This is a genomic window from Streptomyces sp. NPDC001714 (genome assembly GCF_042892755.1).
Classification (GTDB): Bacteria; Actinomycetota; Actinomycetes; order Streptomycetales; family Streptomycetaceae; genus Streptomyces.
This window is the reverse complement of sequence record NZ_JBIAUL010000001.1, coordinates 496,286-518,537: the sequence shown is the minus strand read 5'-3', so window position 1 is coordinate 518,537 and position 22,252 is coordinate 496,286. Positions and strand designations below refer to the sequence as shown.

Genomic DNA, 22,252 nt, shown 5'->3' with positions numbered 1-22,252 from the left:
CCGGAGGCCGGAAACCCGCGAGGGGCCGTTCCTTCCGCACTGCGGAAGGAACGGCCCCTCGTCTTTTGCACGCCGCGCTCCTTCCGCGTGTCGGCCGCCGGTGCGGATGAGCGGTTCTAACCTGACGGTATGTCAGATGACGAATCGTACGAACTGCTCGGGTTCGACAACGTGGTGATGCCCGTCGGGAGGCTCGCGGACGCCGTCGCCTTCTACGAGCGGGCCGGGTTCACGGTGGGGTTCCGGTTCGACGAGGGCGGGATCGCCCTGCTGAAGGTCGGGGGCGAGACGCCCGGGATCCTGCTGCGGGCCGAGGAGGGCCTCGGGCACCGGCCGGCGGTGTGGGCGTCGCCGCGCGTGTGGCTGGAGGTGCCGGACGCGCGGGCCGCGGCCGGCCGGCTGAAGGAGGCCGGGGTCGCCGTGCTCGACGAGCCGTTCTCCGTGGCCACCGGCTGGACCGTCGAGGTCGCCGACCCCTGGGGGAACATCCTCGGCTTCACGGACTACAGCAAGCGGCCGGAGCTGGCGCGGCGGGCGTGAACGGGGTCACCCCGCAACCGAGTTGAACGCGTTCAAAACTAGGTCTACAGTCATCCCTGTCAGCGTTTTGAACGCGTTCAAGAAGGGGTGGGGCATGGACCGCACGGTCATCGCCTACGTCATCTACCTGCTCGTCAGCATCGGTCTGACCATCTGGGTGGCCCGCACGCTCAGCCGCAACGGCCGGATCTTCCTCTCCGACGTCCTGCACGGGAACGAGCAGCTCGCGGACGCCGTCAACCACCTTCTGGTCGTCGGCTTCTACCTCGTCAACCTGGGCTTCGTCGCGCTCTACCTGCACACCAGCGACACGGTCGACGACACCCGGGGCATCTTCGAGACGCTGTCCGCCAAGCTCGGGGTCGTGCTGCTGGTGCTCGGTGTGATGCACCTCGGCAACGTCTACGTGCTCAACCGGATCCGGCGCCGCGGGATCATGGAGAAGGAGCAGCTCCCGCCGGTCCCGCCGCAGGGCTGGACCGCTCCGGCGGCCGGGGCGTGAGCACCGTGACCGCGACCGACGACCGGGGCGCCGTGCGCGTCCCGGTCCACGGGCTCACCGTCCTCTACGACGCCGAGTGCACCCTCTGCACCTACCTGCGCGACTGGCTCGGGCGCCAGCCGCAGCTGGTGCCGCTCACCCTGCTTCCCGCCGGGTCGGACCAGGCCCGCGCCCGGTTCCCCGGGCTGGACCACTCGGCCACCTTCGACGAGGTCACCGTCGTCGGCGACTCGGGACAGGTCTACCGGGACACCGCCGCGTGGATCGTCGTGCTCTGGGCGCTGCGGGAGCATCGGCCGCTGGCCCACCGGCTGAGCACGCCGGCCGGGGCCCGGCTGGCACGGGGCGCGGTGCTCGCCGCCGCCTGGTGGCGGGGCGGGCTGGGGACCGGGAAGACCTTCCGGCGGGAGGACGGGTGGGTCTACGAACCCGGCATCGGCTGGATCTACGACCCTCCGGGCTGTGCCGGCGGCGTCTGCGCCACTCGTTAGGCTCTGTCCGTGTCCGCGAAGAACGACGGTCCCGTCGAGGCCGGTGCCCAGAGCAAGTCCGAGCAGACCCGCGCGCTGATCCTGGAGACGGCGATGCGCCTGTTCCGGGAGCGGGGCTACGAGAAGACCACCATGCGGGCCATCGCCACGGAGGCCGGGGTCTCCGTCGGCAACGCGTACTACTACTTCGCCGGCAAGGAACACCTCATCCAGGGCTTCTACGACCAGCTCGCCGCCGAACACCGGGTGGCGGTCCGCGAGGTCCTGGACAAGGAGACCGACCTGGAGGCCCGGCTCGCGGGCGTGCTCAAGGTGTGGCTGGACATCGCCCGGCCGTACCACGAGTTCGCGGTCCACTTCTTCAAGAACGCCGCCGACCCCGACAGCCCGCTCAGCCCCTTCTCCCCGGAGAGCGAGCACGCGCGCGAGGAGGCGATCCGCGTGCACCGCGAGGTGCTGGCGGGGGCGAAGACGAAGGTCGCCCCCGAACTGCGCGACGTACTCCCCGAGTTGATGTGGCTCTCGCAGATGGGCCTGGTCCTGTACTGGATCTTCGACCGGACCGAGGGCCGCGAGCGCAGCTACCGGCTCGCCGAGCGGGGGGCCCGGCTGACCGCGCGAGGCGTGTCCCTCGCGCGGTTCCGGGTGCTGCGCCCGCTGGTCCTGGAGGTCCACGAGCTGTTCACGGACTTCCTGCCGGGGATGACCCGGGTCCTGCCGGATCCGGGAGGCAGGACCCGGGGCTCGGCTAGTTGACCGCGTCCACCTCGTCCCCGGTCAGCTCCACGTCGTACACCAGCGGCCCCTCCACCACCGTCACGTGCCGGGCCTTCGAACCGTACGACGAGGACGTCACCGCCAGCAGGTACGCGCCCGGCGCCGGGACCGACACGATGTAGGAGCCGTCCGCCAGGGACGTGACGCGGTCCAGCTGGCGGCCGCCCTTGGACATCAGGGTGACCGAGGCCGCCTCCACCGGGTCGCCGTCCGCCGTGCGGACGAAGCCGTGGATCGCCGTGACCGGTCCGGAGGGCTCGGCCGGCTCCGGAGCCGCCGTCTCCTGCGGTTCCACCGCGAGGTGCGGGAGCCGCTTGTCCAGCCAGGCCGGCAGCCACCAGTTCGAGTTGCCCAGCAGGTGCATCGCCGCCGGGACCAGGGCCGTACGGAGGATGAAGGCGTCCAGGGCGACCGCCGCCGCGAGGCCCACGCCCGCCATCGCCGCGCCCGAGTCGCCGCTGAGGACGAAGGCCAGGAAGACACAGACCATGATCAGGGCCGCGCTGTTGATGACCCGGCTGGTCTCCGCCAGGCCCACCCGGACCGCCCGCGCGTTGTCCCTCGTGTGCACCCACTCCTCGTGCATCCGGCTCACCAGGAACACCTGGTAGTCCATGGAGAGGCCGAAGAGCAGGGAGAGCATGATGACCGGGAGGAACGCGTTGATCGGGCCCTCCTTGCCGAGGCCCAGCAGGTCCAGGCCCCAGCCCCACTGGAAGACCGCCACCAGGACGCCGAAGGAGGCCGCCGCCGCGATCAGGTTCATCAGGGCGGCCGTCAGCGGGACGACCAGGGAGCGGAAGGCGACCAGGAGCAGCAGGAAGCCGAGGCCGATGATGGTCGCGACGAAGAGGGGCAGACGGTCACCGGTGACGGAGGCGAAGTCCTTCGACACCGCCGTCACACCGCCCACGTGCGCCTGCGCGCCGGCCTTCGGGATCACCTGGTCGCGCAGGGTGTCGATGAGGTCGTCCGTCTCCTTGGACTGCGGGGAGGTGGTCGGGACGACCTGGATGACCGTGACGCCCTGCGACGGGGGCAGCTCGGCCACCTGGGCGACGCCCGGGGTCGACCGCAGGCCCTGGACCAGTTTCGCGGTGTCGCCGCCGACGCTGACCACCTGGAGGGGGCCGTTGAAGCCGGGGCCGAAGCCCTCGGCGAGCAGGTCGTAGGCCTTCCTGGTGGTCGTGGACGCGTCGTCGTTGCCCTGGTCGGTGGCGCCGAGGCGGAGGGAGAGGACGGGGATGGCCAGGACCGCCATCACGACCACCGCGATCGCGGCGATACGCCTCGGCCGCTTCTCGACGTTCGCCGACCAGCGGGCCGCCAGACCGCTCGCCTTCTCCGGCTCCGGGCCCTCGGCGGCCAGCCGGCGGCGCTGGCGGCGGCTGAGGACGCGCGGGCCGAGGAAGCCCAGCAGGGCGGGCAGCAGGGTGGTGGCCGCGAGGACGCTGAGGACGACCGTGAGGGAGGTGCCGATGACCACACCGTCCAGGAAGTGGAGCCTCGTGACCAGCATGCCGGCCAGGGCTATGCAGACCGTGCCGCCCGCGAACAGCACCGCCCGGCCGGAGGTGTTGAGGGCGGTGACCGCCGACTCCTCCGGGTCCAGGCCGCGCAGGATGCCGCGCCGGTGCCGGGTGACGATGAACAGGGCGTAGTCGATACCGACGCCGAGGCCGATCAGGGAGGCCAGCAGCGGGGCGATGTCCGGGATGTCGGTGGTGTGGCTGAGCAGCTGGGTGGAGAACAGGCCCATGCCGACGCCGAAGACGGCGATCGCGATGGGCAGGGTCATCGCGAAGAACGAGCCGAAGGCCAGGAAGAGGACGACCGCCGCCGCGATGATGCCGACCATCTCGGAGAGACCCTGCGGCGGCTCCTGGACGCGCTGGATGGCCTGGCCGCCCAACTCGACCTGCAGACCGGACCGTTCGGCGTCCTGGGCGGTGTCGAGGACCTTCTGCACCTGCTCCTTGGGGATTTCGTTCGCCCGCTTGGTGAAGGTCAGCTGGGCGTAGGCGATCGTGCCGTCCTTGCTGATCTGCGCCGACCCCCGGGCGCCGGCGTAGGGGCTGGTGACCGCGCCCACGCCGGGCAGCTTGGCGATCTTGTCGAGGGCCGGCTGGACGCGGCCCTGGACCGCCTTGTCCGTCACCGAGCCGCTGTCGACCTTCCACACCACGGTGTCCGTGTCACCGGAGGTGTTCGGGAAGGCCTTCTGCATCAGGTCGTACGCGGTCTTGGAGTCCGTGTCGGGGAGGGAGAAGACGTTCGCGTAGTTCGTGCCCGCCGTCGAGGCCGAGAAGCCCACGCCGACGAGTGCCCCCACCCACAGCAACAGGACCACCAGCCGGTGCCGATAGCACCACCGTGCCAATGCCGTCACGCTCAACAGCTCCTTGTCGTAGATCACTTCGGTCGGTTGGTCCCCCAGGTCCTGGGCAACAGCATCGGCAGCGGGCCGCACGCCGGGACACGGGGCGCGCATGACTCTCAAGGAACTCCAAAGCTGCGCGCCCCCGGCTGTCGGTGGCGGCGCCGATACTGGGGGCATGACGGCTCCAGGCAGCACCGTGCTGATCGTGGAGGACGAGCCGAGCATCGCGGACGTCCTCGCCATCGCCCTGCGCTACCACCGGTTCGAGGTGATGGCGGCCGGCACGGTCCGGGACGCCCTCGCGCTGGCCGAGCGCACCCGGCCCGACGCGGCCCTGCTCGACGTGATGCTCCCGGACGGCGACGGGCGGGCGCTGGCGCGGGAACTGCGCGCCCGGCAGCCGGACCTGGCGCTGGTGTTCCTGACCGCGCGGGACGCCCCGGCGGAGATAGTCGGGGCGCTCAGCTACGGCGACGACTACATCACCAAGCCGTTCAACATCGACGAGGTCGTGGCCAGGATCGGCGCCGTGCTGCGCCGCACCCGCCCGGCGGACGTCATCCAGCAGCGCCCGCCGCTGCGCTACGGCGACCTGGAACTGGACGAGACGACGTACTCGGTGCACCGCGCAGGCCGCACGGTCGAGCTGACCCCGACCGAGTACGCGCTGCTGCGCTTCCTGGTCCGCAACGGCGGCCGGATCGTGCCGAAGGAGCAACTGCTCAGACACGTCTGGCAGTACGAGCACATACCGTCCGAGTCGACCGTCGTGGAGACCTACATCAGCTACCTGCGGCGCAAGCTCGAGGCACTCGGAGCACCCGTGATCACCACCCGGCGGGGCGTCGGGTACGGCCTGACATGAACCTCGGCAGGCGCAGGCACCGGCACGGAACGCACTCGCTGCGTGGCAAGCTCACCCTGGCCAACGTCGGGCTGCTCGCCGTCGGCATCGTGGTGGCAACCACGGTGAGCATCATGGGCATGCGGCTGTACCTGCTCGACCAGGCGGACTCCGAGCTGCTCAAGACACGCACGTCCCTGGGGAGTTCGGGACTGACACTGCGGCAGGTCGACTCGCTGGGCGCGCTCGGCGTGATCCGCGACCGGATCACCCCCGCCGAGTCCGACCCCACCCCCGACTCGATCTACGCGGTCATCGACGCCAAGGGCGACGCGATCTCCGTCTTCGGCATGAGACCGACCGAGGCCCAGCGCGCCCTCGCCGCCGCCGTGTCCGACCCGCACGCCCTCGCCGCCGCGCCCGACCCGCACGACATCGACGTGCACGGCGCGTCCTACCGGGTGACGGCGACCCGGCTCGCGGACGGCCCCTACATCCTGCTGGCCACCTCGACCGAACTGCTGCACAAGGGCATAGCCAAGGCGCTCAAGCTCGACTTCGCGGTCGGCACGCTGCTGCTCGCCCTGCTGTGCTGCCTGACCATGTACAGCGTGCAACAACGGCTGCGGCCGCTGGAGGACATGGTGGAGACGTCGTCGGCGATCGCCGAGGGCGACCTGACCCGGCGGGTGCCCTCCAGCCAGCATCCGACGGAGGAGGTCGAGCAGCTGCGGCTGGCCCTCAACGCCATGCTGCACCAGGTGGAGACGGCGTACCGGACCCGCGAGCGCAGCGCGGTCCAGCTCCGCCGGTTCGTCGCCGACGCCTCGCACGAGCTGCGCACACCGCTCGCCGCCATCCGCGGCTATCTCCAGCTGTACGACAAGGGGATGCTGAGCGAGCCCGGGGAGCGGCGGCGGGCCTGGGACCGGATGCACGGCGAGGTGGACCGGATGGGCCGGCTGGTGGACGAACTGCTGCTGCTCGCCCGGCTCGACCAGCGGCCGGAGATCCAGTTCCGGAACGTCGACGTGAGCCGGCTGGTGCGGGACGCGGCGGAGGACCTGCGGGCGCAGCAGCCGGGGCGGCCGGTGTCCGTCAGCGCCGACGGGGCGGTGCTGGTGCGGGCGGACGAGTCGGGGCTGCGGCAGGTGCTGGGGAACCTGATGGCCAACGTGCGGGTCCACACGCCGGTGGAGGCGACCGTACGGCTGGGGGTGGAGCGGTCGGACGGGGTGGTGCGGGTGTGTGTGGCCGACGAGGGGCCGGGGTTGAAGGAGGAGGACGCCGCGCGGATCTTCGACCGGTTCTTCCGGGTGGGGAGTGCGGAGGGGAGCGGGCTGGGGATGGCGATCGTGCAGGGGGTGGTGGAGGCGCACGGGGGTGAGGTGTGTGTGCACACCTCACCCGGGGAGGGGCTGGCGGTGACGGTGACGTTGCGTTGCGGCTGAGTTCTGGGTGCGGGTGAGTGGGGGCCGGTCGCGCCCACGCGGCGGCAGCCGCACATCGAATACATCCCCGCGCCCCAAGGGGGCGCTGGGGGTACCCCCGGCCGAAGGCTGGGGGAGGAACTGCGCGAGCAACCACGACGGCGCCGCAGCCGCAGATGGCTACGGGTCGACCGAGATCAACGCCCAGACGGTCTTGCCGTGGCTCCCCCTGCTCCATACTCCCCACGCCGCCGCGATCGTCTCCACCAGGTGCAGGCCCCGGCCCGCCTCGTCGTCCTCTCTCACGATGCGCAGGCGGGGCTCCGCCCGGCCCTCGTCCGAGACCTCGATCAGGCAGGAGCCGTCGGCCAGGGCCGTCACCGCGACCTCGAACTCCTGCTCCAGCAGGGGACCGTGGCGTACCACGTTGGTGGCCAGTTCGGAGACGAGGAGCAGGGCGTCGTCGACCGCCGGGGTGCCCGGGCCGTGGCCCCACGCGGCCAAGTGGTCCCGGACCCGGTGCCGCGCCAGGCCGACGGACGCCGGGTGGCGCGGCAGCCGGAAGGCGTTGCGTCTCAGCACGCCCGTCAGATCCAGTTCAGACTCCACAGGCGGAAGATGCCCGAGCTGTCGTTGAGGTACTGGGCTCCGCCCACGTCCTCGCTGCTGAGGACGTAGTCGGTGCGCTGCCACAGCGGGATCAGCGGGACGTCGTTGGCCACGTCCGTCTGGACGGAGCGGAAGTCCTGCTCGGCCCGGCTGCGGTCGGCGTACTGCTGGCTGTTCTGGAGGAGGTTGTCGACGGCCTTGTTGCTGTATCCGGTGCTCATCACGGAGTCACTGCCGACCAGGGCGGCGCCGAAGGTGTCCGGGTCGGGATAGTCGGCGACCCAGCCGACCGCCCAGGCGTCCATCTTCCCCTGGGCCCACGACTTCTGGAAGTCGGTCCACTCGTACCCCTTGACGTCGACCTTGAACAGGCCGCCCTTCTCCAGCTGCTTCTTCAGCGCGGCGGCCTCCTCGGCTCCCGCGCCGTGGCCGATGCCGTAGCCGAAGGTGAACTCGACGGGGGTGCTGACGCCGGCCTGTTCCAGGAGCGCCTTCGCCTTGGCGACGCTCTGGGTCGGGTAGGTGTCGAAGAAGGACGTGGTGTGGCCGGTGAGGCCGCTCGGGATCAGCGAGTACAGCGGCTGCACCGTGCCGTCGTACACGGACGCGGCCAGGTCCTCGCGGTTGATCAGCCAGGCGAGGGCCCGGCGGACCTGCACGTCGTGCAGGGGCGAGTTCTTGCGGGTGTTCAGGTACAGGTTGCGGGTCTCGGAGGAGTCCGACTCCAGGACGCGCTGGTCGCGGTCGCTCGGCGAGAGCTTGGAGACCATGGCGGGCGGCAGCGTCCGGGTCGCCACATCGACCTGCTTGGCCTTGTACGCGCCGGCGAGCTTGGCCGAGTCGGCGTAGTAACGCAGCTCGACGGGGCGGCCGGTGCCGCTCAGCTCGCCCTTGTAGTTGCCGTTGGGCCGCAGGGTCGCCTGCTTGTCCTTCGTGTACGACGTCAGGATGTACGGGCCGGTGCCGTCCACCGAGTCGTCGGTGCGCAGCTTGTCCGCCGGGTACTTGTCCTTGTCGACGATCGCGCCGGCGCCGGTGGCCAGCTTGAACGGGAACGTCGCGTCCGGGGACGACAGGTGGAAGGTGACGGTCTTGCCGGAGGCGGTCACCGAGCTCAGCGTCGAGAGCAGGGAGGCCGGGCCGACATCGGAGTTGATCTTCTTGACCCGGTCGAAGGAGTACTTCACGTCCTCGGCGGTCATCGCCCGGCCGCTCGGGAAGGTGATCCCGCCCCGCAGCACGCAGCGGTACGTCCGGAGGCCCGTGTCCGTGAAGGCACAGCTCTCCGCCGCGTCCGGGACCGGCTTGACCCCGTCGGGCTCGAAGGTGAGCAGCGTCTGGAAGACGTTGTTGAACAACGCCCAGGAACCGGCGTCGTAGGCGCCGGCCGGGTCGAGCGAGGTGACAGCGTCGGTCGTGCCGACGGTGATCGTCTTGTTCTTGTTCTCCTGCGACGGCAGCAGCTGCCAGCCGCCGATCCCCACGACCGCCAGGACGACGAGTGTCACGAGAATCCGCATGCGAACAGATCGCATGGTCGGTGCCCTCCCCAGGACCAGCACGGTCCGTTCCAGGCCCTACCCAGGCCCTCCACAAGTGCCACTCCCCTAAGTGACGCGGCTCACCTAATCACAGGTGTTTCATGTGGGGGAAGAGTGATCTGACTAGATGACGAAGAACTTACCGAGGGCGTGTTTCCGCCGGATTTCACAGCTCTTCCACAGCGAGTGCGAGGCGGTTTCGGTCACGCCTGCTTCGACGCGAGTTCGATGACCGTGATGTCGGACGGGGCGCCCACCCGGGTGGGCGGACCCCAGGCGCCGGCGCCCCGGGAGACGTACAGCTGGGTGTCGCCGTAGCGGTCCAGTCCGGCGACGGTCGGGTTGGCCGCCGCCGCGATGAAGTTGCCCGGCCAGAGCTGGCCGCCGTGGGTGTGGCCGGAGAGCTGGAGGTCCACGTGGTGGCGGACGGCCTCGTGGATCTGGACGGGCTGATGGGCGAGAAGCACGCAGGCGCGGGCCGGGTCGCGACCGGCCAGGGCGCGGTCGAAATCAGGGCCTTGGCCTGTGCTTTCGCCGGCGATGTCGTTCACTCCGGCGAGGTCGAAATGGGCGAGTTCGGTCCGGGCGTTCTCCAGGGGGTGCAGGCCCAGGGTGCGCACCTCCTCGACCCACTGCCGGGCGCCGGAGAAGTATTCGTGGTTGCCCGTGACGAAGTAGCTGCCGTGGCGTGCGGACAGCTGGGCCAGAGGGGCGGCCGCGGGGCCGAGGTCCTTCACGCTGCCGTCGACGAGGTCGCCGACGACCGCGATCAGGTCGGGCTGGGTGGCGTTGATCGTGTCCACGACCCGCTGCGCGAAGCCGCGGCCGAGGAGGGGGCCGAGGTGGATGTCGCTCACCACGGCGATGCGGTAACCGTGGGCGGCGCGGGGGAGTTTGGCGAGGGGGACTGTGACGCGTTTCACGCTTGGGCCGCGGAGGACACCGTAGGTGCCGAGGCCGACGGTGGCTGCGGCGGCGGTGGCCGCGGCGCCGCCGACGACGCGGGAGACGAAGAGGCGGCGGGTGGGGCTGGGGGTGGTGAGGGCGGGACTTTCGGTGCGGGTGAGTTGTTTGAGGGGGGCTTCTGCTCGTGGTGACGGTTGCCCGCCGTCGTGGCTGGTCGCGCAGTTCCCCGCGCCCCCTTCGGGGCGCTTCAGTTCGGGGCGCTTCGCGGAGCGGCGTTCCAAGACGCGGGTCAGCAGGGGCCGTATCGCCTCTCCCGCCACCACCGCCAGCAGCAGATACAGGGACAGGACCATCCACAGGAAGCCCGGCCAGGCCAGCACCCGCTGGAGGAGGAACGGGGCGTGGCCCACCTCCGCGAAGAGGGCCGCGAACATCACCACCGGGCCGACGGCGAAAAGGGCCGTGCCCGCGCGGCGGGGCCACCCCCAGCCCTCCGTCGTGTCGCGCACCAGGCGGCGCCACAGGTAGCAGTACAGGGCCGTCACCACGGCCAGGGCGAGGAGCCCGAAGACGATGATCACCCTGCTGTGCCTCTTCCCTGTGCCGTTTCTATGACGTGCGGCGCAGTGCGCGGACTCCGCGCAACCCGATGGCCCCGATGACCGTCCCCAATACGAAGGACACGACGGCCAGCGTCAGGTGGATCCAGAAGTACGCCGTGGGATGCCCGTGGTCGAAGGCGAGCCCGCTGCCGTCCTTGACGAGGTTTTTGACGAAAGTGATCCAGATGAACCAGCTCCACACCCCGAACGCGAGCAGGAACCAGGAGACCGGACGGCTGAGCTTCATGGACTCAGTATCGCCGTCCGCTGTCCGGTTCCGATTCCGGGGTGGAGTCGGTGACGGGACTTCGCCCTCCGTGGCAGGTACGTTCTCGTCCGTGCCCGCACCGAAGCCGAAGGCCAGCCGCGTTCTGCTGGTCGCCTCCGCCGCCCTGCTGTCCCTGGCGTCCACCGCGCCGGCCGCGCTCGCCGCGCCGACCCCGTCCACCACCCCGTCGGCCACTCCCCCGGCGAACATGTCGACGGTGGGCGGTACCCGGCTGGGGCAGCCCGGTACCCAGGTGAACCTGGCCGCCGGGGTGCCGGTGCTGCCCAAGGACATCACGGGGCGTTCCTGGATCGTCTCCGACGCCGAGTCGGGCGAGGTGCTCGCCGCGCACAACGCGCACTGGCGGCTGCCCCCGGCGAGCACCCTGAAGATGCTGTTCGCGGACACCGTGCTGCCGCGGTTCCCGAAGTCGACCCCGCACAAGGTGCTGCCCGCCGACCTCGCGGGCATCGGCGCCGGTTCCAGCATGGTCGGGATAAAGGAGGGCCAGACCTACACGGTCCGCGACCTCTGGCTCGGGGTGTTCCTGCGCTCCGGCAACGACGCCGTGCACGTGCTGTCCGCCATGAACGGCGGGGTCGAGCAGACCGTCAAGGACATGCAGGACCACGCGGACGAGCTGCAGGCGCTGGACACCCATGTGGTGACTCCGGACGGGTACGACCAGCCGGGGCAGGTGTCGTCGGCGTACGACCTGTCGCTGTTCGCGCGTTCCGGGCTGCAGAAGAAGGACTTCCGGGAGTACTGCTCGACCGTGCGGGCCAGTTTCCCGGGCGACACGACGAAGAACGCGAAGGGCAGGTCGGTCCGCGGGTCCTTCGAGATCCAGAACACCAACAGGCTGCTGAGCGGGGACATCGACGTCCCGGTGTACCAGGGCATCGCGGGGGTGAAGAACGGCAACACCACCAACGCGGGCGCCACCTTCACCGGGGTCGCCGAGCGGAACGGCCGGGTGCTGCTGGTCACCGTGATGAACCCGGAGAAGAAGGAGCACAACGAGGTCTACAAGGAGACCGCCAAGCTGTTCGACTGGGGGTTCCAGGCGGCCGGCAAGGTGACTCCGGTGGGTGAGCTGGTGCCGCCCAAGGGGGCCGTGGGCTCCACCGCCTCGCCGCAGGCCACCGCTGCCGGGAAGGACGGCGGGGCGAGTTCGAAGCCGGTGGCCGCCGCCTCCGCCGAGGGCTCCGGCGGGGTCGGGGTGGCGCTGGCGATCGCGGGCGGGGCGCTGGTGCTGCTGACGGTCGCGGCGTTCCTGGTCAACCGCCGTTGGCCGCTGCCGGATCTGGTGCGCCGGCGGACTCGTCCCTGAACTCGGCGGTGGTCTCCTCCGCCGTCCAGGCGGCGCAGTACAGGACGATCTTGGCCGTGAAGTTGATCCACAGCAGCAGGGCCACCGGCACGCCGAACGCGCCGTACATGCTCTTCCCGGCGATGCCCTGGATGTAGCCGCTGAGCAGCAGTTTGAGGAGTTCGAATCCGACCGCGCCGATCAGGGCCGCGACCACCAGGCGGCGGCGCGGCGGTTCGACGCCGGGCAGCAGGGTGAGGACGTACAGCAGGAGCAGGAAGTCGGCCGCCACGGCGACGACGAACGCCGCGATGCGCAGGAGCAGGCTGCCCCAGCTGTGTTCGGCGATGCCGAGCTGCCGGCCCGTCCAGCCGACCGCCGCCGAGGCGACGGTGGACACGGCGAGCGTGACGAGCACGGCGCCGCCGAAGCCGATCAGGATCACGCCGTCCTTGGCCTTGGCGAGGATCGGGTTCTGGTCCTTGTCGGGCAGCTGCCACACCGCGCGCAGGCAGTCCCGCATCTGGCCGACCCAGTTGATGCCGGTGAACAGCAGGACGGCACCGGCGATGAGACCGACCGTGCCGGCGTTCTGGACCAGGGAGTGGATGTCCAGCTGGTCGGAGATGCCGGGCACCTGGTCGGCGATCTTCTTCTGCAGGTCCTGCTGCTGCGACTCGCTCAGCGTGGCGGCCCCGATCGCGGCGCCCACGGTCAGCAGCGGGAAGAGCGAGATGAAACTGATGAAGGTCATGGCGGCGGCCAGCCGGGACCACTTCACCCGGTCGAGCCGCTCGTACGACCGCCATACGTGCGTCGTCATGAGCCAGCCCACGAGGGGGCCGACGACGGGGAGTTTTCTCAGCCAGTCCATGATCCGACTCTGCCCCCTCCGCGGAATACCAATGTCCGGGTACCCCAGAAGCGCAGGATCGTGGCCAGCGCCATGCCGACGACCGCGCCGGAAACGGTGTCGGCGCGTTGCGAGGTGAGCCCGAGTCCGTAGTGGCTGACGGCGAGGCAGAGCAGCTGGACCAGGGCGCCGGCGAGGTTCACGGCGACGAAGACGGCGTAGGGGCGCGCACCGGTTGCGCGGGCGTGGCGGTAGGTGCCGCAGGCGTTGCCGAGGTAGGCGACCGTGCAGCCCGCGACGAAGGACAGCGACTTGGCGGTGAGCGGGTCGAGGGCGGCCGGGCCGCGCAGCCAGCTGAAGAGGCCGAGGTCGGCGGCGTAGGCGAGCAGGCCGACGGTCGCGAAGCCGATCAGCTCGCGCGCGGGCGGGGTCACCAGTGGGCCACCGCGAGGCCGTACATGGCCAGCCAGGCCAGGCCGATCAGGGCGAGGGCGCGGTCGCGCAGGACGACGTCCTCGGGTTCGCCTGCGGTGCCCCGGTCGGCGAAGACGGCGTACCGGAGGATCGCCAGGATGAAGGCGACCATGGACAGCTGGCGCCAGGGCAGCAGGCCGGCGGCCGGTCCGTCGTGGCCCTCCAGCGCCCACAGGCAGTAGGCGAGGACGGCGACCGAGGCGGCCAGCTGCCAGACGAAGCGGAGGTAGCCGGTGGTGTACTCGGTGAGCAGCGCGCGCGTGGCGCCCGCTTTCCCGGCCATCTGCACGGCCTCGGAGTAGCGCTTGGCCGCCACCATGAAGAGCGCGCCGAAGCCGGTGGTGATCAGGAACCAGCGGGACAGCGGGATGCCGAGGGCGACCCCGCCGATCATCGCCCGCATGAGGAAGCCGGTGGTGACGACGACGAGGTCGACGACCAGGACGTGCTTCAGGGCGACGCAGTACGCCAGTTGCATGCCCAGGTAGGCGGTCAGGAGGACCGGGACGAGGGGCGGGGTCAGCCGGGCCGCGAGCAGGGGGCCGAGGACGGCCAGGACGCCGCCGAGGGCGTAGGCGACGGGGACCGGGACCTGGCCGGCGGCGACCGGGCGGCGGCACTTGACCGGGTGGGCGCGGTCGGCTTCGGCGTCCCGGGCGTCGTTGATCAGGTAGACGGCGGCGGCGCAGGCCGTGAAGAGGGCGAAGGTCAGGGCGAGCCGGCCGAGCGCGGGTACCGAGAAGAGCCGGCCGGCGGCGGCCGGGGCGGCGATGACGAGGGTGTTCTTGACCCACTGCTTGGGGCGGGTGGTCCTCAGCAGGCCCGTGAGGAGGCCGCCGGGGGTGACACGCGCGCGTGCCGGTCCGTGCGCGCGGGACGGGTGGGCGCGCTGCTCGTGCAGAGTCGTTTCAGCAGCCCCCTCCGCCGACCCCGTTCCGACAGCTCCCTCCGCCGGCGCCGTTCCGGCGACCCCCTTCGTGGCGGCATGCGCGGTCTCAGTCATGCCCGCCTCCGCCCATCCAGCGCGCCCCGGCACGGGCCGTGAGCGCCCCGAGGGCCGCGCCCGCCGCCACGTCCGTCGGGAAGTGCACGCCGACGACCAGCCGGGACACGCACATGGCGGCCGCGAGCGGCACCAGGGCGGGCACCCCGAGCGCCCCGAAGGCGACGGCGGCGGCCGCGGCGGAGGCGGCGTGCGAGCTGGGGAAGGAGTGCCGGCCGGCGGTGCTCATCCGGGGCCGGACGTGCGCGGGGCGTGCCCGGCGTACGACCCGTTTGACGCCCATGCTGCCGAGGTGCGCGACCGCGACGAGCGCCGTGCCGCGCACCCAGGCGCCGCGCCGCGCGCCGTCCACGGCGGCCCCGGCGAGGCCCGCCGCGAGCCAGAGCGCGCCGTGCTCACCGGCGAGGGAGAGACCGCGCGCGGCCGACGCGACGCGTGGATCGGCACCGCAGGCGTGCAGCGCGGAGAGGATCCGGTGGTCCATGTCGTCCATTGGACTCACTGTTCACCTTCACCCCGCCAAAGCTACGACCATATTGAGCGACATTCCGATAATCACCCGTTTCGAGGAGTCGGGTGATCTTCCGTAACCAACCCCCTATAGCTCACATAACACCCATACGGCAGCGATACGGTCGTCCTCATGCCTGGAAAGCCCGAAAGGCCCGCAGGCCCCGCCGTGCCGGAGACCACCGTCCCCGTCACCGGCTGGGGCCGCACCGCCCCCACCGCCGCCCGCCTGATCCGCCCCCGGACCTATCAGGAGGCGGCGGACGCGATCCGGAACTGCGGGGCGCGCGGCGGTATCGCGCGGGGCCTCGGCCGGGCCTACGGCGACGCGGCGCAGAACGCCGGCGGCGCCGTGCTCGACATGACGGGCCTGGACCGCGTCCACGCCATCGACGCCGACGGCGGCACCGTCCTGTGCGACGCCGGGGTCTCGTTGCACCGCCTGATGGAGGTGCTGCTGCCGCTCGGCTGGTTCGTCCCGGTGACCCCGGGGACCCGCCAGGTGACGGTGGGCGGCGCGATCGGCGCCGACATCCACGGCAAGAACCACCATGTCTCGGGATCGTTCTCCCGTCACGTGCTGTCCTTCGAACTCCTCACCGCCGACGGCCGGGTCCGTACGGTGAGCCGCGGCACCCCGCTGTTCGATGCGACGGCCGGCGGCATGGGTCTGACCGGAGTGATCCTCACGGCGACCGTCCGCCTCCTCCCCGTCGAGACGTCGTACATGTCCGTCGACACCGAACGCGCCACCGACCTCGACGACCTGATGGCCCGTCTGACCGCCGGAGACCACCGCTACCGCTACTCGGTCGCCTGGATCGACCTGCTCGCGCGCGGGGCGGCGACCGGGCGCGCGGTGCTCACCCGCGGCGACCACGCGCCCAGGGAGGCGCTCGCGGGGAACACCCGCGCCGGGCGCGTACCGCTGGACTTCCGCCCCCGCGAGCTGCCGCCCGCCCCCGCCCACGTCCCCGCAGGCCTCCTGGGCCGCACCACCGTCGGCCTCTTCAACGAGCTCTGGTACCGCAAGGCGCCACGCGCGCGCACGGGCCAACTCCAGCGCATCTCCGCGTTCTTCCACCCCCTGGACGGCGTCCCGCACTGGAACCGGCTCTACGGCCGGGCCGGCTTCGTCCAGTACCAGTTCGTCGTCGGACACGGCCAGGAGGCGGCCCTGCACCGGATCGTGGCCCGGATCTCCGAGCGCCGCTGCCCGTCCTTCCTGGCCGTCCTCAAACGCTTCGGCGAGGCCGACCCCGGCTGGCTCTCCTTCCCCGTGCCCGGCTGGACCCTCGCCCTCGACATCCCCGCCGGGCTGCCCGGCCTCGGCACCTTCCTCGACGAACTGGACGAGGAGGTCGCGGGCGCCGGCGGCCGCGTCTACCTCGCCAAGGACGCCCGGCTCCGCCCCGATCTGCTCGCCGCGATGTACCCGCGGCTCGCCGACTTCCGGGCCCTGCGCGCCGAGCTGGACCCGCGCGGGGTCTTCGTGTCCGACCTGTCCCGCCGTCTCGGTCTCTAGTCCTCCTCTAGCCTCAGGAGTTGCCGTGAAGGACGCCTTCGGAATGCCCCAGTCCCTGCTCGTCCTCGGCGGTACGTCGGAGATCGCGCTGGCCACCGCGCGCCGGCTGATCGCCCGCCGCACCCGCACGGTCTGGCTGGCGGGCCGCCCCTCCCCCGCGCTCGAACAGGCCGCCGAGCAGTTGCGCGCCCTCGGCCCCGACGTCCACACCGTCCCCTTCGACGCGCTCGACCCCGAGTCCCACGAGACGGCCCTCGGCAAGGTCTTCGCCGACGGCGACGTCGACCTGGTCCTGCTCGCCTTCGGCATCCTCGGCGACCAGGCCACCGACGAACGCGAACCGGTGAACGCCGTGCGCGTCGCCCAGACCAACTACACCGGCGCCGTCTCGGCGGGCCTCGTCAGCGCACGGGCCCTGCAGACCCAGGGCCACGGCTCGCTGGTGGTCCTCTCCTCGGTCGCCGGCGAGCGGGCGAGACGCTCCAACTTCATCTACGGCTCCAGCAAGGCGGGCCTGGACGCCTTCGCGCAGGGGCTGGGCGACGCGCTGCACGGGACGGGCGTGCACGTGATGGTCGTACGGCCGGGGTTCGTGCGGTCGAAGATGACGCGGGGCCTGGAGGAAGCGCCGCTCGCCACCACCCCGGAGGCGGTGGCGACGGCGATCGAGGTGGGCCTGCGGCGACGGTCGGAGGTGGTGTGGGTGCCGGGAGCGTTGCGGGTGGTGATGTCGGCACTGCGGCACGCACCGCGGTCGGTCTTCAGAAGGCTGCCAATCTGAAGCGCCCCGTACGGGGCGCTGGGGGAGGAACTGCACGACCGGCCCCCACCGGCCCGCACCCTACCGACTGGCGATACTCCCCCGCTCCACATGCCCCACCTGAGGCGGCACGACAGAGCCCCCGAACACGTACTCACGCAGCTTCCGCCACACACCGTCCGCGCCCTGCTCGTACAACGCGAACCCCATACACGACCACTCGGCCTCGAAGTCCGCGAGCTCGTCGAACGCCAGGTCCATGGCGGCCTCGTCGATCCCGTGGGCCACGGTCACATGCGGGTGGTACGGGAACTGGAGCTCACGGTCGAGCGGCCCGGACGCGTCCCGGACCCGCTGCTGCAGCCAGGCGCAGTCGTCCGCGCCCTGGGCCACCCGGACGTACACCACCGGCGACAGCGGCCGGAACGTACCGGTCCCGCACAGCCGCATCGGGAACGGCCGGCCCATGGCGGCGACCTCGCCGAGATACGCCTCCACGGTCGGCAACTCGGCGGAGCCGATCTCCGTGGGCGGCAGCAGGGTGACGTGCGTGGGGATGCCGTGGGCCGCGGCGTCGCCGAAGCCCGCGCGCCGCTCCTGGAGCAGGCTGCCGTGAGGCTCCGGGACCGCGATCGACACGCCGATCGTTACGGTCCCCACGTCATCTCCCGTCGGTCGTGGTGGGCGGACGCATGTCGGGTTCGTACCCGGCCGTCCGGCTATCGACTGTACGGCCACGGCCGCCTCCCGGGCAGCCGTGGCCGAAGTGATGTGCAGCGCTTCGCTTCGCTCAGTGCTTGGCGGGCAGGAAACCGACCCTGTCGTAGGCCTGGGCCAGGGTCTCGGCCGCGACGGCACGGGCCTTCTCCGCGCCCTTGGCGAGGATCGAGTCGAGGGTCTCCGAGTCGTCCAGGTACTGCTGGGTGCGCTCCCGGAACGGGGTGACGAAGTCGACCATGATGTCGGCGAGGTCCGTCTTGAGCGCGCCGTACATCTTGCCCTCGTACTCCTGCTCGAGATCGGCGATCGACTTGCCGGTCAGGGTGGAGTAGATGGTGAGCAGGTTGCTGATGCCCGGCTTGTTCTCGGCGTCGTAGCGGATCACGGTGTCCGTGTCGGTGACCGCGCTCTTGACCTTCTTCGCGGTCGCCTTCGGCTCGTCGAGGAGGTTGATGAGGCCCTTCGGCGTGGACGCCGACTTGCTCATCTTGATCGCCGGGTCCTGGAGGTCGTAGATCTTCGCCGTCTCCTTGAGGATGTACGGCTTCGGGATGGTGAAGGTCTCGCCGAACCGGCCGTTGAAGCGCTCGGCGAGGTCACGGGTGAGCTCGACGTGCTGGCGCTGGTCCTCGCCGACGGGGACCTCGTTGGCCTGGTAGAGCAGGATGTCGGCGACCTGGAGGATGGGGTAGGTGAACAGGCCGACGCTCGCGCGGTCGGTGCCCTGCTTGGCCGCCTTGTCCTTGAACTGGGTCATCCGGCTGGCCTCGCCGAAGCCGGTGAGGCAGTTCATGACCCAGGCGAGCTGGGCGTGCTCCGGGACGTGGCTCTGCACGAAGAGGGTGCAGCGGTCCGCGTCCAGACCGGCGGCGAGCAGCTGGGCGGCGGCGAGCCGGGTGTTGGCGCGCAGGTCGGCCGGGTCCTGCGGGACCGTGATCGCGTGCAGGTCGACGACCATGTAGAAGGCGTCGTGGGACTCCTGGAGGGCTACCCACTGGCGGACTGCGCCGAGGTAGTTGCCCAGGTGGAACGAGCCGGCGGTGGGCTGGATGCCGGAGAGCACGCGGGGTCGGTCTGAGGCCATGTTCACCATTCTCTCAGAGGGCGAGGGGGTGGTCGGCCCATGAGGGGTGGGGTGGTTTCGGAGCGCGGGGGACTGCGGGCCGGTGGGGGCCGTTCGCGCAGTTCCTCCCCCAGCCTTCGGCCGGGGGTACCCCCAGCGCCCCTAGAAGCAGGTCGGCTCAGCCGAGGTCGATCTCCGGGTACAGCGGGAAGCCCGCCACCAGGTCGGTCGCGCGCTGGGCGATCTCCGTCGAGACCTTCTCGTCCAGGACGTGGGAGGCCTTGCTCGGCGCGCCCGACTTCGTCGTGCCCGGCTCGGTCGCGGTCAGGACGCGGTCGATCAGGCCCGCGACCTCGTCCATCTCGGCCGTGCCCAGGCCGCGCGTGGTGAGGGCGGGGGTGCCGATGCGGATGCCGGAGGTGTACCAGGCGCCGTTCGGGTCGGCGGGGATCGCGTTGCGGTTGGTGACGATGCCGGAGTCCAGGAGGGCCGACTCGGCCTGGCGGCCGGTGAGGCCGTACGACGTCTCGACGTCGATCAGGTTGAGGTGGTTGTCGGTGCCGCCGGTGACCAGGGTGGCGCCCCGGCGCATCAGGCCCTCGGCGAGCGCGCGCGAGTTGTCGACGATGCGCTGGGCGTAGTCCTGGAAGGAGGGCTGCCGGGCCTCGGCGAGGGCGACGGCCTTGGCGGCCATGACGTGCGGGAGCGGGCCGCCGAGGACCATCGGGCAGCCGCGGTCGACCTGGTCCTTGAGGGAGTCGTCGCACAGGACCATGCCGCCGCGCGGGCCGCGCAGCGACTTGTGGGTGGTCGTGGTCACGATCTGGGCGTGCGGGACCGGGTCGAAGTCCCCGGTCAGGACCTTGCCGGCGACCAGACCGGCGAAGTGGGCCATGTCGACCATCAGCGTGGCGCCGACCTCGTCGGCGATCTCCCGCATGATCCGGAAGTTCACCAGACGGGGGTACGCCGAGTACCCGGCGACGATGATCAGCGGCTTGAAGTCGCGGGCCTGGGCGCGCAGCGCGTCGTAGTCGATCAGGCCGGTGGCCGGGTCGGTGCCGTAGGAGCGCTGGTCGAACATCTTGCCGGAGATGTTCGGGCGGAAGCCGTGCGTGAGGTGGCCGCCGGCGTCCAGGGACATGCCGAGCATCCGCTGGTTGCCGAAGGCCTGGCGCAGCTCGGCCCAGTCGGCCTCGGAGAGGTCGTTGACCTGGCGGGCGCCCGTCTTCTGGAGGAAGGGGACCTCGACGCGGTCGGCGAGGACGGCCCAGAAGGCGACCAGGTTGGCGTCGATGCCGGAGTGCGGCTGGACGTAGGCGTGCTGGGCGCCGAACAGTTCGCGGGCGTGCTCGGCGGCGAGCCCCTCGACGGTGTCGACGTTGCGGCAGCCGGCATAGAAGCGGCGGCCGATCGTGCCCTCGGCGTACTTGTCGCTGAACCAGTTGCCCATCGCGAGCAGGGTGGCCGGGGAGGCGTAGTTCTCGGAGGCGATCAGCTTGAGCATCTCGCGCTGGTCGGCGACCTCCTGGCCGATGGCGTCGGCGACCCGCGGCTCGACCGCGCGGATCACGTCGAGGGCGGCTCGGTAGGCCTTGGACTCGGTGGACAGGGGCGCGGACTTGTCAGACATTCGGGACCTCCGGACATGGCGTTCGGCATTCACGGTTCGGCCCAGGCGCACGGCACTCGGTCACGACACGAGCCGCTCCCCGATGGTCGGTCCCATCCCAGCGCGCCAGTCACGGCCCGTGGATCACATTACCGGGCACGCCGGACCCAAGGGCCGTGGCGTCCACCAGTCGGGCAGGGACAGAAGGTAGGAAAGGGGCAATCCTGCCGCGCCCTCTGGAGTCGCCGTGACCACTACGGAAGCCCTCATCACCGCCGCCGACGCGCACGGCGCGCCCAACTACGACCCGCTGCCGGTGGTGATCGCGACGGCCGAAGGCGCCTGGATGACGGATGTCGAGGGACGGCGGTACCTGGACTTCCTGGCCGGATACTCGGCGCTGAACTTCGGGCACGGCCACCCGCGCCTGGTCGCGGCGGCGAAGGCGCAGCTGGAGCGGGTGACGCTGACGTCGAGGGCGTTCCACCACGACCGGTTCGCCGCGTTCTGCACCGAGCTGGCCGAGCTGTGCGGGATGGAGATGGTGCTGCCGATGAACACGGGCGTGGAGGCCGTGGAGACGGCGGTGAAGACCGCCCGGAAGTGGGGGTACCGGGTCAAGGGCGTGCCGGCCGAGATGGCGAAGGTCGTGGTGGCGGCCGGGAACTTCCACGGCCGTACGACGACCGTGATCAGCTTCTCCACGGATCCGGAGGCACGGGCGGACTACGGGCCGTACACACCGGGCTTCGAGATCGTGCCGTACGGCGACCTGACGGCCATGCGGGCCGCGGTGACCGAGAACACGGTCGCGGTGCTGCTGGAGCCGATCCAGGGCGAGTCGGGGGTCATCGTGCCGCCGGAGGGCTATCTGGCCGGGGTGCGGGAGCTGACCCGCGAGCGGGATGTGCTGTTCGTCGCGGACGAGATCCAGTCGGGGCTGGGGCGGACCGGGCGGACGTTCGCGTGCGAGCACGAGGGGGTCGTACCGGATGTGTACGTCCTCGGGAAGGCGCTGGGGGGCGGGGTGCTGCCGGTGTCGGCGGTGGTGGCGAACGCGGAGGTGCTCGGGGTGTTCCGGCCCGGGGAGCACGGGTCGACCTTCGGGGGGAATCCGCTGGCCTGTGCGATGGCGCTGGAGGTGATCGCGATGCTGCGGACCGGGGAGTTCCAGGAGCGGGCGGGCGAGCTGGGGGACCTGCTGCACCGGCGGCTGGCGGAGATGACCGGGAGCGGACGGGTGACGGCCGTACGGGGGCGCGGGCTGTGGGCGGGGGTGGACGTGGATCCGGGGGTGGGGTCGGGGCGGGCGGTGGCGGAGCGGCTGATGGAGCGGGGGGTGCTGGTGAAGGAGACGCACGGGGTGACGGTGCGGGTGGCTCCGCCGCTGGTGGTGGCGGAGGAGGATCTGGAGTGGGGGGTCGAGCAGTTGTGGGGGGTGCTGAGTACGTAGGAGGGAGCGCCGAGGGGGTGCACGCGGCTGCGGGCCGGTGGGGGTCGATCGCGCAGTTTCTCCCCCAGCCTTCGGCC

22 protein-coding genes and 1 riboswitch are annotated in these 22,252 nt (G+C 71.3%); of the genes, 10 read left to right on the top strand and 12 right to left on the bottom strand.

What is annotated here, in order from left to right; genetic code table 11:
• Positions 1-129: 129 nt before the first annotated feature.
• The 4 genes from ACFY0P_RS02445 to ACFY0P_RS02430 all read left to right on the top strand — a co-directional run bounded on the left by ACFY0P_RS02445 (position 130) and on the right by ACFY0P_RS02430 (position 2,289).
• Complete coding sequence (locus tag ACFY0P_RS02445) at positions 130-540, top strand: VOC family protein (RefSeq protein ID WP_388906405.1); 411 nt, start codon at positions 130-132, stop codon at positions 538-540.
• Between the two features lie 94 nt (positions 541-634).
• Positions 635-1,042, top strand: coding sequence for a hypothetical protein (locus ACFY0P_RS02440; protein ID WP_388906403.1), 408 nt, complete (start codon positions 635-637; stop codon positions 1,040-1,042).
• Complete coding sequence (locus ACFY0P_RS02435; protein ID WP_388906400.1) at positions 1,039-1,533, top strand: thiol-disulfide oxidoreductase DCC family protein; 495 nt, start codon at positions 1,039-1,041, stop codon at positions 1,531-1,533. The genes ACFY0P_RS02440 and ACFY0P_RS02435 overlap by 4 nt, the downstream gene beginning before the upstream one ends.
• A 9-nt stretch (positions 1,534-1,542) precedes the next feature.
• The gene (locus ACFY0P_RS02430) at positions 1,543-2,289 is read left to right on the top strand and encodes a TetR family transcriptional regulator (protein ID WP_388906397.1); all 747 of its coding nucleotides are present in this window, start codon (positions 1,543-1,545) and stop codon (positions 2,287-2,289) included.
• Here the strand turns inward: ACFY0P_RS02430 and ACFY0P_RS02425 are convergent.
• Positions 2,282-4,690, bottom strand: a complete 2,409-nt coding sequence (locus ACFY0P_RS02425) for an MMPL family transporter (RefSeq protein ID WP_388907284.1) — start codon at positions 4,688-4,690, stop codon at positions 2,282-2,284. The genes ACFY0P_RS02430 and ACFY0P_RS02425 overlap by 8 nt on opposite strands.
• 175 nt (positions 4,691-4,865) lie before the next feature.
• On the opposite strand from ACFY0P_RS02425, the gene ACFY0P_RS02420 reads away from it, so the two are divergent.
• A complete protein-coding gene (locus ACFY0P_RS02420; protein WP_388906395.1) occupies positions 4,866-5,555 on the top strand; it encodes a response regulator transcription factor in 690 nt (229 codons plus the stop codon).
• A complete protein-coding gene (locus tag ACFY0P_RS02415) occupies positions 5,552-6,985 on the top strand; it encodes a sensor histidine kinase (RefSeq protein WP_388906393.1) in 1,434 nt (477 codons plus the stop codon). The genes ACFY0P_RS02420 and ACFY0P_RS02415 overlap by 4 nt, the downstream gene beginning before the upstream one ends.
• Before the next feature lie 159 nt (positions 6,986-7,144).
• On the opposite strand, the gene ACFY0P_RS02410 is transcribed toward ACFY0P_RS02415, so the two are convergent.
• The 4 genes from ACFY0P_RS02410 to ACFY0P_RS02395 all read right to left on the bottom strand — a co-directional run bounded on the left by ACFY0P_RS02410 (position 7,145) and on the right by ACFY0P_RS02395 (position 10,869).
• Positions 7,145-7,546, bottom strand: coding sequence for an ATP-binding protein (locus ACFY0P_RS02410; protein ID WP_388907282.1), 402 nt, complete (start codon positions 7,544-7,546; stop codon positions 7,145-7,147).
• Between the two features lie 5 nt (positions 7,547-7,551).
• On the bottom strand, positions 7,552-9,108 hold the full coding sequence (locus ACFY0P_RS02405; protein WP_388906391.1) for an ABC transporter substrate-binding protein: 1,557 nt from the start codon (positions 9,106-9,108) through the stop codon (positions 7,552-7,554).
• Between the two features lie 209 nt (positions 9,109-9,317).
• Entirely contained in the window at positions 9,318-10,601 is a 1,284-nt protein-coding gene (locus tag ACFY0P_RS02400) for a metallophosphoesterase (protein WP_388906388.1), read from the bottom strand.
• Between the two features lie 28 nt (positions 10,602-10,629).
• Positions 10,630-10,869 carry an SCO4848 family membrane protein gene (locus tag ACFY0P_RS02395; protein ID WP_388906385.1) on the bottom strand — a complete coding sequence of 80 codons (240 nt, stop codon included), beginning with the start codon at positions 10,867-10,869 and terminating at the stop codon, positions 10,630-10,632.
• Positions 10,870-10,960: 91 nt separating this feature from the next.
• Here ACFY0P_RS02395 and ACFY0P_RS02390 point away from each other — a divergent pair, with 91 nt between their 5' ends.
• Entirely contained in the window at positions 10,961-12,223 is a 1,263-nt protein-coding gene (locus ACFY0P_RS02390) for a D-alanyl-D-alanine carboxypeptidase family protein (protein WP_388906382.1), read from the top strand.
• Here the strand turns inward: ACFY0P_RS02390 and ACFY0P_RS02385 are convergent.
• The 4 genes from ACFY0P_RS02385 to ACFY0P_RS02370 are packed head-to-tail and all read right to left on the bottom strand — an operon-like array spanning position 12,171 to position 15,025.
• Positions 12,171-13,076 (bottom strand): YihY/virulence factor BrkB family protein, encoded by a 906-nt coding sequence (locus ACFY0P_RS02385; RefSeq protein WP_388906380.1) that lies wholly within the window; start codon positions 13,074-13,076, stop codon positions 12,171-12,173. The genes ACFY0P_RS02390 and ACFY0P_RS02385 overlap by 53 nt on opposite strands.
• Positions 13,064-13,492: a GtrA family protein gene (locus ACFY0P_RS02380; protein ID WP_388907279.1), complete on the bottom strand. Its 429-nt coding sequence runs from the start codon at positions 13,490-13,492 to the stop codon at positions 13,064-13,066. Before ACFY0P_RS02380 ends, ACFY0P_RS02385 begins: the two co-directional genes overlap by 13 nt.
• Complete coding sequence (locus ACFY0P_RS02375; RefSeq protein ID WP_388906377.1) at positions 13,486-14,532, bottom strand: decaprenyl-phosphate phosphoribosyltransferase; 1,047 nt, start codon at positions 14,530-14,532, stop codon at positions 13,486-13,488. Before ACFY0P_RS02375 ends, ACFY0P_RS02380 begins: the two co-directional genes overlap by 7 nt.
• Complete coding sequence (locus ACFY0P_RS02370) at positions 14,525-15,025, bottom strand: phosphatase PAP2 family protein (protein WP_388906374.1); 501 nt, start codon at positions 15,023-15,025, stop codon at positions 14,525-14,527. The genes ACFY0P_RS02375 and ACFY0P_RS02370 overlap by 8 nt, the downstream gene beginning before the upstream one ends.
• Positions 15,026-15,175: 150 nt before the next feature.
• On the opposite strand from ACFY0P_RS02370, the gene ACFY0P_RS02365 reads away from it, so the two are divergent.
• Together ACFY0P_RS02365 and ACFY0P_RS02360 are read left to right on the top strand one after the other, a co-directional pair.
• Complete coding sequence (locus ACFY0P_RS02365; RefSeq protein WP_388906371.1) at positions 15,176-16,567, top strand: FAD-binding protein; 1,392 nt, start codon at positions 15,176-15,178, stop codon at positions 16,565-16,567.
• Positions 16,568-16,592: 25 nt separating this feature from the next.
• Positions 16,593-17,348 (top strand): decaprenylphospho-beta-D-erythro-pentofuranosid-2-ulose 2-reductase, encoded by a 756-nt coding sequence (locus ACFY0P_RS02360; protein WP_388906369.1) that lies wholly within the window; start codon positions 16,593-16,595, stop codon positions 17,346-17,348.
• 60 nt (positions 17,349-17,408) lie between these two features.
• Here ACFY0P_RS02360 and ACFY0P_RS02355 read toward each other — a convergent pair whose 3' ends face one another.
• From ACFY0P_RS02355 to ACFY0P_RS02345, 3 genes are all read right to left on the bottom strand, one after another.
• Positions 17,409-17,987: a 2'-5' RNA ligase family protein gene (locus tag ACFY0P_RS02355; protein WP_388906366.1), complete on the bottom strand. Its 579-nt coding sequence runs from the start codon at positions 17,985-17,987 to the stop codon at positions 17,409-17,411.
• 130 nt (positions 17,988-18,117) lie between these two features.
• Complete coding sequence (gene trpS, locus ACFY0P_RS02350) at positions 18,118-19,131, bottom strand: tryptophan--tRNA ligase (RefSeq protein WP_388906364.1); 1,014 nt, start codon at positions 19,129-19,131, stop codon at positions 18,118-18,120.
• Between the two features lie 157 nt (positions 19,132-19,288).
• Positions 19,289-20,743 carry a glycine hydroxymethyltransferase gene (locus ACFY0P_RS02345; RefSeq protein WP_388906362.1) on the bottom strand — a complete coding sequence of 485 codons (1,455 nt, stop codon included), beginning with the start codon at positions 20,741-20,743 and terminating at the stop codon, positions 19,289-19,291.
• Between the two features lie 32 nt (positions 20,744-20,775).
• Positions 20,776-20,866, bottom strand: a riboswitch (ZMP/ZTP riboswitch).
• Between the two features lie 103 nt (positions 20,867-20,969).
• Between ACFY0P_RS02345 and rocD the strand changes: the two genes are divergently transcribed.
• Positions 20,970-22,175, top strand: coding sequence for an ornithine--oxo-acid transaminase (gene rocD / locus ACFY0P_RS02340; protein ID WP_388906359.1), 1,206 nt, complete (start codon positions 20,970-20,972; stop codon positions 22,173-22,175).
• Positions 22,176-22,252 lie beyond the last annotated feature (77 nt).